Source organism: Pseudomonas canadensis (genome assembly GCF_030980095.1).
Lineage (GTDB): Bacteria > Pseudomonadota > Gammaproteobacteria > Pseudomonadales > Pseudomonadaceae > Aquipseudomonas > Aquipseudomonas canadensis.
In genome coordinates this window covers 1,313,696-1,328,955 of sequence record NZ_CP133298.1, presented here as the reverse complement: position 1 = coordinate 1,328,955, position 15,260 = coordinate 1,313,696, and the positions used below count along the sequence as shown (strand labels likewise).

The following is a 15,260-nucleotide window of genomic DNA, read 5'->3' as shown; positions in this document are numbered from 1 at the left end:
AAGTGCGCCAGTATAAACAACAACGGCCCGCAAGCGGGCCGTTATCCGTGAAGCCAGTCGAGGGATCAGCTCAGTGCTTGCAGCACTTTGGCAGTGATCGCTTCAACCGAGCCAACGCCAGGAATGTGGCTGTACTTCGGCTTGCCTTGGGCAGCGGACAGCTTCTGGTAGAAGTCCACCAGCGGCTTGGTCTGGGAATGGTAGACCGACAGGCGATGACGCACGGTTTCTTCGGTGTCGTCTTTACGCTGCACCAGGTCTTCGCCGGTCACATCGTCCTTGCCTTCCACTTTAGGCGGGTTGTAGACAGTGTGGTACACGCGGCCGGAGGCTTCGTGAACGCGACGGCCGGCAATGCGCTGGACGATCTCTTCATCTTCCACCGCGATTTCAACCACCGCATCCAGCTCAACGCCGGCCTTCACCAGGGCTTCAGCCTGGGGAATGGTGCGTGGGAAGCCGTCGAACAGGAAACCGTTCTTGCAGTCTTCCTGGCTGATGCGTTCCTTGACCAGGTTGATGATCAAGTCATCGGACACCAGGCCACCGCTGTCCATCACGCTCTTGGCGATCAGGCCCAGCTCGGTGCCAGCCTTGACGGCCGCACGCAGCATATCGCCGGTGGAGATTTGTGGAATGCCGAATTTTTCAGTGATGAACTTTGCCTGAGTACCTTTACCGGCCCCGGGAGCTCCCAGCAGAATGACGCGCATTGATGTGCTCCTCAATTTTTTATAGAGATGACGCTCGGATTCGCCGCAGGGGGCCAATCGCGTAAAAATAGAATTCGGGCCGCCCAAACGGCCAAAGGCTGATCAAGATACACAGCAGGCCTTAACCACACAAGCCGCCAAAAGTCGCAGGAACCCGCGCAGGGCATGCGTCATAGGTAGGGTGTGCCTGAGTGCAACCCGGCCCCATAAACACCGGCCGCCCGTTTCAGGGCGGCCGCCGTGGTTTACCTGCAAGCTATTGAGAACACGCAAAAAACCCTAGCCAGTGTTACGCAAACCGGCGGCAATACCGGCCACGGAGACCAGCAGCGCCTGTTCCAGAGGGCTGTCCTGCGCCGCTTCCTGCTGGCGTGAACGCGCCAGCAACTCGGCCTGTAGCAAGTGCAAGGGGTCAAGGTAGGTGTTGCGCAGGCGGATGAACTCCAGGGTGTCCGGGCTATGGGCCAGCAGTTGCGACTGCCCGGTCAGGCCAAGCACCACGTTGCACGCCTGCGACAATAGGTCGCGCAGATGCGCACCCAATGGCAGCAGGTCCGGCTGCACCAGCCGCTCGTCATACAGGCGAGCGATATCGGCATCCGCCTTGGCCAGCACCATTTCCAGCATATCGATACGGGTGCGGAAAAATGGCCACTGTTCACGCATCTGCCCCAGCAACTCGCCTTCGCCGCGCTCCAGGGCCTTGCTCAACGCTGCTTCCCAACCCAGCCAGGCCGGCAGCATCAGGCGGGTCTGGGTCCAGCCGAAGATCCACGGGATCGCGCGCAGGCTTTCAATCCCGCCCGCTCGGCGTTTGGCCGGGCGACTGCCCAGGGGCAAGCGACCCAGCTCCTGTTCCGGCGTGGACTGACGGAAATACTCGACGAACTGCGGATTTTCCCGCACCACAGCGCGGTAAGCGCTGACACCATCTGCCGCCAATTCATCCATCAAATGGCGCCAGGCTGGCTCCGGCGGCGGCGGTGGCAACAGCGTCGCCTCCAACACGGCAGCCAGGTAAAGGTTGAGGTTCTGCTCGGCGATATCCGGCAGGCCGAACTTGAAGCGGATCATCTCGCCCTGTTCGGTGGTGCGGAACCGCCCCGCCACCGAACCCGGCGGTTGCGACAGGATCGCCGCGTGAGCCGGGCCACCGCCACGGCCCACGGTGCCACCGCGACCGTGGAACAACAGCAGTTCCACTTGTTGCTCACGGCAGATATCCACCAGGCGCTCCTGCGCCCGGTACTGCGCCCAGGCGGCGGCGGTGGTGCCGGCGTCCTTGGCCGAGTCCGAGTAGCCGATCATCACTTCCTGCGGCCCCTGCAAACGCGCGCGATAGCCCGGCAGCAGCAACAGTTGCTCGATCACCGGGCCGGCGTTATCCAGGTCAGCCAGTGTTTCGAACAATGGCACCACGCGCATCGGCCGTTGCACGCCCGACTCTTTAAGCAGCAGTTGCACGGCCAAAACGTCCGAGGCAGCGCCGGCCATGGAGATGACATACGAGCCCAACGATGCAGCCGGTGCGGCGGCGACTTCCTTACAGGTGTTGAGTACCTCGGCAGTGTCCGCCGACGGTTTGAAATAGCCCGGCAACAGCGGTCGACGGTTGGCCAGCTCCTTCATCAGGAAGCTGATACGCATCTCTTCGTTCCAGTCCTCGTAACGGCCCAGGCCGAGGTAGTCGGTGATTTCGGTCATGGCGGCCGAATGGCGACTGGAATCCTGACGCACGTCCAACCGCACCAGGAACAGCCCGAAGGTCACCGCCCGACGCAGGCAATCGAGCAAAGGCCCATCGGCGATCACGCCCATGCCGCATTCGTGCAGTGACTGGTAGCACAGCTCCAGCGGCTCCAGCAGGTCGCGGTTGTTCTGCAACACCTCGGCCGGCGCCGGGGTGCTGCTGCTCAACGCGGTGTGCGCCCATTGGCGCGTGGCGCGCAGGCGTTCGCGCAGTTGCTTGAGCAAAGCGCGATAAGGCTCGACGCTATCACCGACCTTGGCCTGCAACGCCGGGCTGGCTTGTTGCATCGACAGCTCAGAGGCCAGGTGATCGATATCGCGCAGGTACAAATCGGCGGCCATCCAGCGCGCCAACAGCAACACTTCGCGGGTGACCGGTGCCGTGACGTTCGGGTTGCCGTCACGGTCGCCGCCCATCCACGACGCAAAGCGGATCGGTGCGGCCTCCAGAGGCAAGCGCAAACCGGTGGCGGCGTGCAGCGCCTGGTCAGCCTTGCGCAGATAGTTGGGGATCGCGTGCCACAGCGAATGCTCGATAACCGCAAAGCCCCATTTGGCTTCGTCCACGGGCGTAGGTCGAGTGCGGCGGATTTCTTCGGTGTGCCAGGCTTCGGCGATCAAGCGTTGCAAGCGTTGGCGGATCTGCTCGCGCTCTGCGGTGGTGAGGTCGCGGTGATCCTGGGCCGCCAGTTGGGCGGCGATGGCATCGTATTTCTGGATCAGGGTACGGCGCGCCACTTCGGTGGGGTGGGCGGTGAGGACCAGTTCGATCTCCAGGCGCCCCAACTGGCGGGCCAGGGATTCGTTGCTGTGGCCTTCGCTTTGCAGGCGCGCCAGCAACTCGGGCAATACACGGGATTCGAACGGTGCCGGCTGCGACTCATCACGCCGGTGGATCAGTTGGTACTGCTCGGCAATGTTGGCCAGATTCAGGAACTGATTGAAGGCGCGGGCCACCGGCAGCAGTTCGTTTTCCTGCAACTGGTTCAGGCTGGTGCTCAGTTCATCGCCAGCTCCGCGCCGGTCAGCCTTGGCGCCTTTGCGGATCTGCTCGATCTTGTCGAGGAAATCATCGCCGTACTGCTCTCGAATGGTGTTGCCCAACAGCTCACCCAGCAGGTGAACATCCTCACGCAAGCGTGCATCGATATCACTCATCAGCCAATCTCCAGCCAGAAATCCGGGACGCGCAGGTTTGCCAGAGTGCCGCCAGCATCGATTTATGACAAGACTTTAAACCTTGTGAGTTGCAGCTAGTCTCAAGGTTAAGTCGTTGCGTTTATCCGCGCAGGCGACTGGACACTCATCACCGCCTGCTAAAAGCGGGCTTCATTGAGGTTGCCATGAAAATTCGAGAACTGGCCCAGCATTGGGAAGAGAACGCCAAGGGTCGCTTGACCAAGACCGAGTACGCCATCCACCTGGATATGGAGTCCGCCGCGCGGCTGGCGGCCATCACCGAGATGTACCCCAAACGCCACCCCGAAGAATTGCTCGGTGAGTTGATCGGCGCCGCCCTGGAAGAGCTGGAAGCCAGCTTCCCCTATATCAAGGGCCAGCAGGTGATTGCCACCGATGAAGAAGGCGATCCGCTGTACGAGGACGTCGGCCCCACCCCACGCTTTCTGACGCTGTCGCGCCGCTACCTGCATGATCTGTCCGCCAGCAGCGACGAACAGAAACACTGACAAACCCGTACCAACCCTCTTTATTCCGGGCTCCATACGGGCCCGGCGTACCACTGCGCAACGCAGAAGTTCCAACGCATTTACGCTGACCGTTCAGTCAGATATTTTTTTAGGCAAATCGCCATCTTCTCTGAACTTTTGAAAAAAGCCTCCGGTCACAGCCAGTAAGCCATCACTTGGAACGGTCGTTTTAAAGGGCAATTTGCGCATCAGTGCCAGGCCCGCCGCCGCAGACCAGTGACATGGATTTTGATGTTTTTCAGGAGTTATCCAATGGAGTTGAAGACGATGAAGACCAGCACTGCCAAATCCTCGTTTAACCACCTGCGCGGGCTCAAATTGGCCGCGTTGGCAATCGGCACCAGCTTCGTTCTGGCGGGCTGCGCCGGCAACCCTCCGACCGAGCAGTACGCGGTGACCCAGTCCGCAGTGAACAGCGCTGTCAGCGCCGGCGGTACTGAGTACGCGGCTGTGGAAATGAAGTCGGCCCAGGACAAGCTAAAAGAAGCCGAAATTGCCATGCATGACAAGAACTACGACAAAGCTCGCCAGTTGGCTGAACAAGCCGAGTGGGATGCTCGCGTCGCGGAACGCAAGGCTCAGGCTGCCAAGGCCCAACAGGCTGTGAAGGACTCCCAGAAAGCCGTTGAAGAGCTGCGTAAGGAAGGCATGCGTCCAGCTGCTATCCAGCAGAAGTAAGACGCTTCCTGTGACTGCAACGCACCTGATATCGAATTGAAAGGACGACACGACTATGCGTAAACAATTGATGATCCCTGCCCTGCTGGCGATGAGCGTTGCCCTGGCGGCCTGTTCCACCCCGCCTAACGCGAACCTGGAAAATGCACGGACCAACTTCTCCTCCCTGCAGACCAACCCGCAAGCCACCAAGCTCGCGGCCCTGGAAACCAAAGACGCCAGCGAATGGCTGGACAAGGCTGACAAGGCCTACCGCGATAAGGAAGACGAGAAGAAAGTCGACCAACTGGCTTACCTGACCAACCAGCGCGTTGAAGTGGCCAAAGACACCATCGTGCTGCGTGAATCCGAAGCCAAGCTGAAAAACGCTGGCGACGAACGTGCCCGTGCCTTGCTGGATGCGCGCGATGCGCAAATCAAGCAACTGCAGGACAGCCTGAACGCCAAGCAGACCGATCGCGGTACCTTGGTAACTTTCGGTGACGTGCTGTTCGCCACCAACAAGTCCGACCTGAAATCCAGCGGCCTGGTGAACATCACCAAGCTGGCCCAGTTCCTGCGCGACAACCCGGACCGTAAGGTAATCGTCGAAGGCTACACCGACAGCACCGGTTCCGATTCGTACAACCAGAGCCTGTCCGAGCGTCGTGCCGCTTCGGTACAACGCGCACTGGCTCAACAAGGCGTGGACATCTCGCGCATCGTGACCCAGGGTTACGGCAAGGAATACCCGGTTGCCGACAACGGCAGCGCCTCGGGTCGTGCCATGAACCGCCGTGTGGAAGTGACCATTTCCAACGACAACCAACCGGTCAAGCCACGGTCTTCCGTCGCTAACTGATTGATTGGCACTGGATAAGAAAACCCACCTCACGGTGGGTTTTTTTTCGGCTCATCAAACTGAATGGTGCGATTCGTGTCTACGGCGGGCATTTCAATCTTCGCCCCCGCCTTTTCATCCATTTGTTGATCGCGCTTGTACCTGCGAGCAGCTTCCTGTTCCAGCGCTACATGTTGCCTTGCCATGACCAACATGTTTTCCAATACAGGAATATGTATTTTCATCCTCGACCCAATCTTTGTAGGTTTCCACATTTTATGTGGCATTTAAGTCGAACCGGTTCCAGACATTTCCATTTCAGTTGCATGACATGCGGCCCCCTGCATTACGCCCCCCACGTCGTTACAGGCTGAATAGCTGATTCAGCACGAAAAAAACGCCCTGAAAGGCGCTTTTTGAGAGGTGCCGTTCAACCGCCGACTTTGCCGGAGCCCTGGGTCTCCGGCATTTGGATCTGGCCCTGGCCGCGACCTTGGCCATCCTCTGCGCCTTGATTGCCCTGCGCACCTTGATCATTTTTTTGTTTAAGCAGCTTTTCCAGTAGCTTCATCAGTTCGTCGAGCTCACCTGCGCCCTGACCACCTTTAGCACCTTGTGACTGCATATCTTTGATTTTACGTTGGAGGTCCTGGATCTGCTGATCGAGGCCTTGGTTGGATGGGGCACCCCCGCCGACATTTCCGCCACTGCCCATGCTGCCTACACCCGATACTCCGTTTATACCTGCCATATAGGCTCACTCCAGACTAATGAAAAATGGACTGATCAGCATTGCCAATCAGTCCATGGTCTGTGGTGAGCACGCGAGGCTGGTTCCGGCCGGCCGAGCGCCTGACACCCGCTAAATCAAGAATCTGTACGAAAAAGGGTATTTTCCCACACCGGCAAAAACGGCATTCACTGCTGCAATTGCGGGGTTTCTTGACCCATGCATCGCACGGCCTGCTTCTTGTTGTTCACCAGCACTCCACTGAGGCCTTTCTGCTCGGTATCGAACATCACCAGCACGCCATCCACGCATTGCGCCACTTGCGCGGCCGGCGTCAGGGAGATCTTGTAGTCCTCGCCTGGCACCGTCTTGAGCATAGTGAAATCGCTGAGCAACAGAGCATCTTCCGGCTTGGCGAAGTGCAGGTAACCGTAGAACCACAGGCAACCGACGGTGCCGATGATGGTGCCGATGCCGGTGAGGATCAGCGGGATCATGTTGCGTTCTTCGCTCATTGCGGGCTCTCTGATGAATCAACTTTAGGAATGGGGTAGTTCGGAATCTCGCCCAGGCGGCGTAAGCCGTTGAAGTGTTGCGGGTCGTCCAGATAGCGCAGCATTACGGTTTGCCAGGTCTTGTCGGCAAAGGTCTGCACATGCCCGCCCCGGGTCAACTGCAACACCCGTGGCGGCGGTGCGGCCTGGTACAGACGGATACCATTGGCCATTGGCACGATCGGGTCGTCCAGGCTGTGGAACAACAGCTTCGGCACGCCCATCAGTTTCGGCATGGCATAGATTGCGCTGTCGCCGTCCGGCACCAGCCAGGACAGAGGCACCTGAAACGGCCATGTTAACCAGGAAGTGCTCAAGGCAAATTGTCCTACGTCACGATAACTGGCGGGCACACCGTCCAGCACCAGGGCCTTGAGCTGGGATTGGCGCTCCGGGTGGTCTGCCAGGTAATGCACCGCCAGCGCCCCGCCCAGGCTTTGACCGAGGACTATCAGCGGTTGGCCTTGGGTTTCGGGGGCCTTGTCGATCCATTTGAACGCCGCGTCCACATCCTGATAGATCGCGGGCAGCGAGGGTTTGCCTTCCGATAAGCCGTAGCCGCGATAGTCCAGCAGCAGCACTTGGTAGCCCTGCTCGGGCAACCACCAACTGCCGCCCAGGTGCCAGGCCAGGTTGCCGCCGTTACCGTGCAAATGCAGCACCGTGCCCTTGAGCGGCACACCAGGCTTGGCCGGCAACCACCAGGCGTGGAGCTTCACGCCGTCGGCGGCGATCAAGGTGACGTCGCGATATTGCAGATGGGCTTTTTCCGGCGTGAATGGCAGGCCGGGTTCGGGGTAGAACAGCAGTGAGCTGCAGCCGTTCAATGTGAGTAGCAGGCAAAGAATGCCGAGGATTCTCATCCGTTGAAGCCTCGCTATTATTCGAAATTTTAAATCTTTCAGAGATTCAAATGTGGGAGCGGGCTTGCTCGCGAAAGCCGTGTATCAGTCAACTTATGTATATCTGATGTACCGCTTTCGCGAGCAAGCCCGCTCCCACAGGTTGATCCGGTTTCGTCAAAGGATATTCGAGTAATCCGCCTCGATCCGATCCAGGCTCAAGTGGTTGAGGAAGTTGGAGAAGCACATCCATGCCGCCAGCGCGTTCATGTCGCGGAACTGCTCCGGCAGGTACTTGGGCGGCACCACCAGGCCTTCGTCCACCAGTTGGCGCAGGGTACGCATGTCTTCCAGGGTGGTCTTGCCGCAGAACAGCAGCGGCACTTGTTCCAGCTTGCCTTTGCGCACGGCGAGCTGGATGTAGTTGTAGACCATGATAAAGCCCTTGAGGTAGGACAGATCCTTTGTAAACGGCAGACCGGTCGGCACCGAGCCACGGAATACGCGACTGGCATTGCCGTAGCTTTCGGCCATCTCAAAGCCTTGTTCGCGGAAGAACTCGAACACCTGCAGGAAGTCGGCGCCCTCTTCCACCATATGGATGGCGCGGGTGCGGTTGGTCAGCTTGCGCAGGCGGCTCGGGTAGGAGGCGAAGGTGATGATTTCCATCAGGATCGCCAGGCCTTCCTGGGTCACGGTAGACGAGGGCGGGCCTTTGGACAGGAAGGTGCAGATCGGCTGGTTCTGGCCATTGAGCGTGGTGCCGACATGCACCAGGCCTTCATGCACTTCCAGGGCGCGCACGTCGCGGTCGTTGAACATCGCGTCGGCGCGGATCTTGATGTAGTCGGCACCCGCCGCGGCGTCGGCGACGATACCGTCGGACTCGAACACGCGGATGGTCTCTTCGGCCTCGCCAAACACTTTGTTCAGGCGGGTTTGCAGCAGGGCCACGGCGTCCTTGGCGGTGAGAGTCTTGGCCTCATCCTTCAAGTCGCCACGGCCATCGATATTATTCAGGTAGTCCGAAAGCATCAGCCCCAAGTCAGCCAGGGTCGGGTCGCCAGCGTGGAACGCATCGGACGCGGCGCCGTAGAGCTCCTGGGAAATCAGGCCGAAATCCTCGGTGCCGCGCGCTTCGAGCATGCGCACCACCATGCGGTATTCCTTGCACATGCGGCGCATGATCTGCCCCACCGGGCTGAACTGGCCGAGGCGACGGGTGATGTCGCGCTCGATGTTCTGGAACTCCAGCTTCACTGCGCTGGAATCGAACGCCAGCGGCCGGTTGAGGTAGTAGTCGCGGCTCACCGCCGGCATTTCCTTGCCCTTTGCCTTGAGAAATCCCTGACGAATGTTCTCGTCCCACTTCACGGCGTCGAGGACGCGAATCGGTGTTTGCGCCAGCACAATGCGATCAGACAAGGTGCGTATCGTCTGCTGGTAATCGTCCACCCGGTGCTTCCTCTTTAAACGTTATTTGCCCGCACGCTGGTAGCGCACGGCTTCCACGAATACATCGGCGTTGGCCGGGTCATCCAGGTAGGCAAACACCTGGTCCAAGGGGCTGTCCACCAACACGCCAGCACCTTCGACGGTTTCCACGGTACTGCCGTGCAACGCCTTTTGGTCCATGGCTTGATGGATCTGCTCCAGGTCGAGGTTGTAGACCACCAATTCATGCTTTTCGTTGATTTCGAAACCCGCCAGGATGAAGTTCCCGCCTAGTTTGGCCGGTAGCGGCGCCGACAAGTACCAGCGGCTGCCATGGCGCGAAACGCTGAACAGATACTCGTCACGCTGGCCGGGCTTGGCTGTAGGGTAGCTCACCGCTTTGTACCGGTGCTCACCAACGGCGGTGATGTGCAGGTTGAGCGGCTCGCCCCAGGCGTTTTTGCTCGACCATTGGCCAAGCAGTGCCTGCGGCGCGGCGTCATGGGCCGGCAGCGGGTCCTTGAAGGTCACAAGGCAACCACTCAGCAGCAGGAGCGACAAGCCGATTACAACCACACGCCAGGTTTTCATTGAACATCCCCCGGTGTCAGACCGAGGCCAACACCAAATGCATGTAACGCTTGAGGATCTCAAGCATCTCTTCACCGGTCAGAGGCTCTGCGCCGCCCAGCAGGCCCTGATATTCCATCCGACTGATTATCGCCGTCAACACTTTGGCATCCTGTTGCGGCTCGCGGGAGCCCAGCACCTGAAAAAACTGCCCGGTGCCCTGCAACAGAATCTGCTGGTGGGAACGTACCAACTCGGCCAGACGCGGATTGAGCAATGCTTCCTGGCGGAACGCCTGCTCGGCCATCAGGTGCTCACGACGGTTGGTCAGCTGGCGCAAGACGTAATCGGCGGTCAGCCGCGCAATGTCATCGGCCAGTTGCGAACGTGACTGCGGGCTGCCATCGCCATAGGCGACCATCTCGCGCAGCAGGCCTTCGTTGCGCACCCACAGCTTGCCCATGAACGCAGCGCTGCGCTCGACGTATTGGGCGAAGGTATCGGTGAGCAGGTCATCGATGTCCTTGAAATAGTAGGTGGTGGCCGACAACGGCACCCCCGCCTCCGCCGCCACCGCGCGATGGCGCACAGCCCGCACGCCATCACGCACCACAATGCGCATGGCTGCATCGAGAATGTCTTGTCTGCGTTGCTCGCTACCCCGACGACTGGCCTTGCGGCCCTGGTACTGGACGCTTTCAGCCACGGCAGCGGCAATGCCGGCGGCGCCTTCTTGAGCGGTTACGCGGTTCACGACTCACATCCTTGAATAGATCAAAACCTGGCGCTGTTTGCTTGACGCTTAATAACGCCCCATAAAAAAGCCGCCTTATAAAAGGCGGCTTCGGATTTCGCTTCGGTTACGCTTGTGGCCGCATGTGCGGGAACAAGATTACGTCGCGGATCGACGGCGAGTTGGTCAACAGCATCACCAGACGGTCAATGCCGATCCCTTCACCGGCCGTCGGCGGCATGCCGTACTCCAGGGCGCGGACGAAGTCAGCGTCGTAGTGCATGGCTTCGTCGTCACCGGCGTCCTTGTCGGCCACCTGGGCCATGAAGCGCTCGGCCTGGTCTTCCGCGTCGTTAAGCTCGGAGTAGGCATTGGCGATTTCGCGGCCACCGATGAACAGCTCGAAACGATCGGTGACGTTCGGGTTGTCATCGTTGCGACGGGCCAGCGGCGACACTTCGAACGGGTACTGGGTAATGAAGTGCGGCTGTTCCAGCTTGTGCTCGACCAGCTCTTCGAAAATCATCACCTGCAATTTGCCCAGGCCTTCGAAGCCCAGCACCTTGGCGCCGGCTTTCTTGGCGATGGCACGGGCCTTGTCGATATCGTTCAGGTCGTCGGCGGTCAGCTCAGGGTTGTACTTGAGGATCGAGTCGAACACCGACAGACGCACGAACGGCTCGCCGAAGTGGAACACCTTGTCGCCGTACGGCACGTCGGTGCTGCCCAGGACCAACTGCGCCAGTTCGCGGAACAGTTCTTCGGTCAGGTCCATGTTGTCTTCGTAGTCGGCGTAGGCCTGATAGAACTCCAACATGGTGAATTCTGGGTTGTGACGGGTCGAAACGCCTTCGTTACGGAAGTTGCGGTTGATCTCGAACACTTTTTCGAAGCCGCCGACAACAAGACGCTTGAGGTACAGCTCCGGCGCGATACGCAGGAACATTTCCATGTCCAGCGCGTTGTGGTGGGTTTCGAACGGCTTGGCTGCGGCACCACCGGGGATGGTCTGCAGCATCGGGGTTTCCACTTCCAGGAAGTCACGCTGCATCAGGAAGGTACGGATGTGCGCGATCACTTGCGAGCGCACACGGAAGGTGTGGCGCACGTCTTCGTTGACGATCAGGTCAACGTAGCGCTGGCGGTAGCGTTGTTCGGTGTCGGTCAGGCCGTGGTGCTTGTCCGGCAGCGGGCGCAGCGACTTGGTCAGCAGGCGCACGTTGGTCATTTCCACATACAGGTCGCCCTTGCCGGAGCGGGCCAGGGTGCCTTCGGCCGCGATGATGTCGCCCATGTCCCAGGTTTTCACCGAGGCCAGGGTTTCTTCCGGCAAGGTCTTGCGGTTGACGTAGACCTGGATGCGACCGGTCATGTCCTGGATCACCATGAACGAGCCACGGTTGAGCATGATGCGACCTGCCACCTTGACCGGGATCGCAGCCTCTGCCAGCTCTTCCTTGGTCTTGTCCGCGTACTGCTTCTGCAAGGCATCGCAGTAGTTTTCGCGGCGGAAGTCGTTGGGGAAGGCATTGCCCTTGGCGCGCTCGGCAGCAAGCTTTTCCTTGCGCAGGGCGATCAGGGAGTTTTCTTCCTGTTGCAGGGCCTGGTCGAGTTGTTGGTCGCTCATGTCTTTAAATATTCCATCGGGTTCGTTGTCCCAGGCTCAGGCCGGGGATCGCCGGCAAGCCGGCTCCTACAGGGATCGCGGTTTGTCAGCGTATTACAGGCCGGACTTCAGGCTGGCTTCCAGGTATTCGTCGATATCGCCGTCGAGTACCTTGTCACAGTCACTGCGTTCGATGTTAGTGCGCAGATCCTTGATCCGCGACGCATCGAGCACATAAGAGCGGATCTGGTGACCCCAGCCGATATCCGACTTTGTGTCTTCCAGCGCTTGGGACGCGGCGTTGCGTTTCTGCATTTCCTGCTCGTACAACTTGGCCCGCAGCATTTTCATGGCGGTGTCCTTGTTGGCGTGCTGGGAACGTTCGTTCTGGCAGCTGACCACGGTGTTGGTCGGTACGTGGGTGATACGTACGGCCGAGTCGGTGGTGTTTACGTGCTGACCACCGGCACCGGAGGAGCGGTAGGTGTCGATGCGCAGGTCGGCCGGGTTGATCTCGATTTCCACCTTGTCGTCGATCTCTGGCGAGACGAAAACGGCGGAGAACGAGGTGTGGCGACGGTTGCCGGAGTCGAACGGGCTCTTGCGTACCAGGCGGTGCACGCCGATCTCGGTGCGCAGCCAGCCAAAAGCGTATTCGCCCTTGATGTGCACGGTTGCGCCCTTGATACCGGCGACTTCACCGGCGGACAGCTCCATGATGGTCGCTTCGAAACCGCGCTTGTCGGCCCAGCGCAGGTACATGCGCAGCAGGATGTTGGCCCAGTCCTGGGCCTCGGTGCCGCCGGAACCGGCCTGGATATCCAGGTAGGCGTTGTTCGGGTCCATCTCGTGGCTGAACATGCGACGGAATTCGAGTTTGGCGAGGTTTTCCTCGAGACGGGCCAGCTCGGCGACGACATCGCCCACTGCGCCTTCGTCGTTTTCTTCGACGGCCATGTCCAGCAGGTCGCGGCAATCGGCCAGACCGGTGTTCAGTTCGTCGAGGGTATCGACGATCTGCGCCAGCGCAGCGCGCTCGCGGCCCAGTTCCTGGGCGTATTCAGGTTTGTTCCAGACAGCAGGATCTTCAAGCTCGCGATTGACTTCGGTCAGACGCTCATGCTTTTGATCGTAGTCAAAGATACCCCCGAATAGTTTCGGAGCGCTCGGACAGGTCCTTGATGGTGTTAAGGATCGGGTTGATTTCCATGGCGGGCAGCACTCGTTGGCGAACTTTTGAAAGCCGGCGAGTATAACGGGAAATGGGGGGGAGCGGCAGTCCGCTGGGCGAAAAGGGTTGGGGTTGGTGGGGGGCATATCCGTTATTTAGGTAACGGCCACTTAGGGTTCCGCCCTTACGGCGGCTCACTTTGGAAAAGCCCCAAAGTAAGCAAAGGGCTCTTGCCCCAACACTCGGCACCTCGCCTAGGCTCGGTGTGCCCGTAATCCGACAGTGATTTGGGGGGCCGCCGCCACGCGCCATCCATGGCGCGGGGCGGCTAAACCGGCATCCCTGCCGGTTTACCCCCCAAATCCCTGCCGAATTCCGGCCAGCGTGTTTGACGGGGCGCCTAAGATCAAAATCAAAAGCAAAAGCACAGCGGCCTGACAGCCGGCTTGAGTGGTGTAGAGCAAAGGCAAAAGCAAACGCGGTCCTGTAGGAGCCGGCTTGCCGGCGATGGTCTTCAACGATGACGCGGGGAACCAGACAAAACGCGGCGGTCTCACGTTTTTCGCCGGCAAGAACTAGGCGTCCCCCCGGCTCCTACACGGGACCGCGTATCTACGATGCGAAGCGAGTCGCTCTTGATCTTGATCTGAGGCGCCCCGTCAAACACGCTGGCCGAACGCAGGCTTGAATCCGTGGGTAACCCGGCAGGACGCCGGGTTAGCCGCGCTGGGCCAAGGATGGCCCATCGCGGCGGCCCACGGATTCAAGCCGGAGTGAGGGCACACCGAGCCTAGGCGAGGTGCCGAGTGTTGGGGCAAGAGCCTTTTGGTTACTTTTGGGCTCTTTTCAAAAGTGACCCGCCGTAAGGGCGGAACCATAAGCCGCCATAACCTAAATAATGGATATGTACTCAGCAGCGCTAAGCCCTACTCAATCCCCACCTGATTCCGCCCATTATGCTTAGCCGTATACAACCCCTTATCCGCCGCCATGATCAATTGACGACAATCCGTCCCCTGCTGCGGCGTCATGGTCGACAGCCCGATACTGATAGTCAGACTCGACCCCTCAGTCGGCGCGTTATGCGGAATCTTCAGAGCAGCCACCGCCATGCGCAGCTTCTCGGCCACCAACCGCGCCCCACCTGGCGAGGTATTAGGCAGCACCAGGGCAAACTCCTCCCCCCCATAGCGCGCCGGCAAATCCGAAGGCCGACTGCTCGCCTCACGAATGGTCGCCGCCACCTTGCGCAACGCCTCATCCCCTTCAACGTGCCCAAAACTATCGTTATAGGTCTTGAAGAAATCCACATCAATCATCAACAACGACAACTGAGTCTGATCACGCATGGCCCTACGCCACTCCAGCTCCAGGTATTCATCAAAGTGACGACGGTTAGACAGCCCGGTCAGGCCATCGGAGTTCATCAGCCGCTGCAATACCAGATTGGTGTCCAGCAACTGCTGCTGACTGACCCGCAACGCACGGTAAGCCGCATCCCGCTGCAACAGGGTCATGTAGGACCGCGAGTGATAGCGAATGCGCGCCACCAACTCGATGTTGTCCGGCAGCTTGACCAGATAATCATTGGCACCGGCAGAAAAAGCCGCGCTCTTGATCAGCGGATCTTCCTTGGTGGACAGCACGATAATCGGGATATTCGCGGTGGCCGGGTGAGTGCGGTATTCGCGCACCAGCGTCAGGCCGTCGAGGCCCGGCATCACCAGATCCTGCAGGATCACGGTCGGCTTGATGCGGATCGCCTGGGCAATCGCCTGGTGCGGATCGGCGCAGAAGTGAAAATCGATGTTTTCTTCATGAGCCAGGCCACGCCGCACGGCTTCACCGATCATGGCCTGGTCGTCGACCAGCAACACCATGGCGGCATTTTCGTCGGTCTTGATGTCGTCGATCTGTAAATCATTCATGTGCAGTCACCTGAATTACTACC

The 15,260-nt window shown here is 59.6% G+C and carries 15 protein-coding genes; 3 read left to right on the top strand and 12 right to left on the bottom strand.

Annotated features, from left to right (window positions below; translation table 11 throughout):
- Positions 1 to 65 precede the first annotated feature (65 nt).
- Positions 66 to 713 carry an adenylate kinase gene (gene adk, locus RB216_RS06055; RefSeq protein ID WP_010212617.1) on the bottom strand — a complete coding sequence of 216 codons (648 nt, stop codon included), beginning with the start codon at positions 711 to 713 and terminating at the stop codon, positions 66 to 68.
- A gap of 279 nt (positions 714 to 992) precedes the next feature.
- Positions 993 to 3,620: a phosphoenolpyruvate carboxylase gene (ppc, locus tag RB216_RS06050; protein ID WP_308908421.1), complete on the bottom strand. Its 2,628-nt coding sequence runs from the start codon at positions 3,618 to 3,620 to the stop codon at positions 993 to 995.
- A 185-nt stretch (positions 3,621 to 3,805) separates the two neighbouring features.
- Here ppc and RB216_RS06045 point away from each other — a divergent pair, with 185 nt between their 5' ends.
- The 3 genes from RB216_RS06045 (at position 3,806) to lptF (ending at position 5,690) form a co-directional block, all read left to right on the top strand.
- Positions 3,806 to 4,150, top strand: a complete 345-nt coding sequence (locus RB216_RS06045; protein ID WP_028619125.1) for a hypothetical protein — start codon at positions 3,806 to 3,808, stop codon at positions 4,148 to 4,150.
- Positions 4,151 to 4,423: 273 nt separating this feature from the next.
- A complete protein-coding gene (locus RB216_RS06040; protein ID WP_028619124.1) occupies positions 4,424 to 4,849 on the top strand; it encodes a DUF4398 domain-containing protein in 426 nt (141 codons plus the stop codon).
- 55 nt (positions 4,850 to 4,904) lie between these two features.
- Positions 4,905 to 5,690 carry a lipotoxin F family OmpA-related lipoprotein LptF gene (gene lptF / locus RB216_RS06035; RefSeq protein WP_028619123.1) on the top strand — a complete coding sequence of 262 codons (786 nt, stop codon included), beginning with the start codon at positions 4,905 to 4,907 and terminating at the stop codon, positions 5,688 to 5,690.
- Between the two features lie 29 nt (positions 5,691 to 5,719).
- Here lptF and RB216_RS06030 read toward each other — a convergent pair whose 3' ends face one another.
- The 10 genes from RB216_RS06030 to RB216_RS05985 form a co-directional block, all read right to left on the bottom strand.
- Positions 5,720 to 5,914, bottom strand: a complete 195-nt coding sequence (locus RB216_RS06030) for a hypothetical protein (protein WP_028619122.1) — start codon at positions 5,912 to 5,914, stop codon at positions 5,720 to 5,722.
- 185 nt (positions 5,915 to 6,099) lie between these two features.
- A complete protein-coding gene (locus tag RB216_RS06025; RefSeq protein ID WP_308908420.1) occupies positions 6,100 to 6,420 on the bottom strand; it encodes a hypothetical protein in 321 nt (106 codons plus the stop codon).
- Positions 6,421 to 6,587: 167 nt separating this feature from the next.
- Positions 6,588 to 6,914, bottom strand: coding sequence for a PA3694 family proteiin (locus RB216_RS06020; RefSeq protein WP_017738324.1), 327 nt, complete (start codon positions 6,912 to 6,914; stop codon positions 6,588 to 6,590).
- Complete coding sequence (locus tag RB216_RS06015; RefSeq protein ID WP_308908419.1) at positions 6,911 to 7,816, bottom strand: alpha/beta hydrolase; 906 nt, start codon at positions 7,814 to 7,816, stop codon at positions 6,911 to 6,913. Before RB216_RS06015 ends, RB216_RS06020 begins: the two co-directional genes overlap by 4 nt.
- 156 nt (positions 7,817 to 7,972) lie before the next feature.
- Positions 7,973 to 9,250 (bottom strand): flavohemoglobin expression-modulating QEGLA motif protein, encoded by a 1,278-nt coding sequence (locus tag RB216_RS06010; RefSeq protein ID WP_028619119.1) that lies wholly within the window; start codon positions 9,248 to 9,250, stop codon positions 7,973 to 7,975.
- 21 nt (positions 9,251 to 9,271) lie between these two features.
- Positions 9,272 to 9,820, bottom strand: a complete 549-nt coding sequence (locus tag RB216_RS06005) for a hypothetical protein (protein ID WP_028619118.1) — start codon at positions 9,818 to 9,820, stop codon at positions 9,272 to 9,274.
- Between the two features lie 16 nt (positions 9,821 to 9,836).
- On the bottom strand, positions 9,837 to 10,553 hold the full coding sequence (locus RB216_RS06000; RefSeq protein ID WP_016979842.1) for a TetR/AcrR family transcriptional regulator: 717 nt from the start codon (positions 10,551 to 10,553) through the stop codon (positions 9,837 to 9,839).
- A 106-nt stretch (positions 10,554 to 10,659) separates the two neighbouring features.
- Positions 10,660 to 12,159 (bottom strand): lysine--tRNA ligase, encoded by a 1,500-nt coding sequence (lysS, locus tag RB216_RS05995; protein ID WP_028619117.1) that lies wholly within the window; start codon positions 12,157 to 12,159, stop codon positions 10,660 to 10,662.
- 93 nt (positions 12,160 to 12,252) lie between these two features.
- Positions 12,253 to 13,348 (bottom strand): peptide chain release factor 2 gene (gene prfB, locus RB216_RS05990; protein ID WP_100215725.1). Its coding sequence is split into 2 segments (ribosomal slippage): positions 12,253 to 13,275 and positions 13,277 to 13,348, totalling 1,095 coding nucleotides; the frame shifts between segments, so codons are not numbered across the junction.
- Between the two features lie 887 nt (positions 13,349 to 14,235).
- The gene (locus RB216_RS05985; RefSeq protein WP_028619116.1) at positions 14,236 to 15,237 is read right to left on the bottom strand and encodes a response regulator; all 1,002 of its coding nucleotides are present in this window, start codon (positions 15,235 to 15,237) and stop codon (positions 14,236 to 14,238) included.
- Between the last annotated feature and the right edge of the window lie 23 nt (positions 15,238 to 15,260).

Coding starts and splice junctions, on each gene's coding strand:
- adk (WP_010212617.1), bottom strand. CDS start 713: ATGCGCGTCATTCTGCTGGGAGCTCCCGGGGCCGGTAAAGGTACTCAG.
- ppc (WP_308908421.1), bottom strand. CDS start 3,620: ATGAGTGATATCGATGCACGCTTGCGTGAGGATGTTCACCTGCTGGGT.
- RB216_RS06045 (WP_028619125.1), top strand. CDS start 3,806: ATGAAAATTCGAGAACTGGCCCAGCATTGGGAAGAGAACGCCAAGGGT.
- RB216_RS06040 (WP_028619124.1), top strand. CDS start 4,424: ATGGAGTTGAAGACGATGAAGACCAGCACTGCCAAATCCTCGTTTAAC.
- lptF (WP_028619123.1), top strand. CDS start 4,905: ATGCGTAAACAATTGATGATCCCTGCCCTGCTGGCGATGAGCGTTGCC.
- RB216_RS06030 (WP_028619122.1), bottom strand. CDS start 5,914: ATGAAAATACATATTCCTGTATTGGAAAACATGTTGGTCATGGCAAGG.
- RB216_RS06025 (WP_308908420.1), bottom strand. CDS start 6,420: ATGGCAGGTATAAACGGAGTATCGGGTGTAGGCAGCATGGGCAGTGGC.
- RB216_RS06020 (WP_017738324.1), bottom strand. CDS start 6,914: ATGAGCGAAGAACGCAACATGATCCCGCTGATCCTCACCGGCATCGGC.
- RB216_RS06015 (WP_308908419.1), bottom strand. CDS start 7,816: ATGAGAATCCTCGGCATTCTTTGCCTGCTACTCACATTGAACGGCTGC.
- RB216_RS06005 (WP_028619118.1), bottom strand. CDS start 9,820: ATGAAAACCTGGCGTGTGGTTGTAATCGGCTTGTCGCTCCTGCTGCTG.
- lysS (WP_028619117.1), bottom strand. CDS start 12,159: ATGAGCGACCAACAACTCGACCAGGCCCTGCAACAGGAAGAAAACTCC.
- RB216_RS05985 (WP_028619116.1), bottom strand. CDS start 15,237: ATGAATGATTTACAGATCGACGACATCAAGACCGACGAAAATGCCGCC.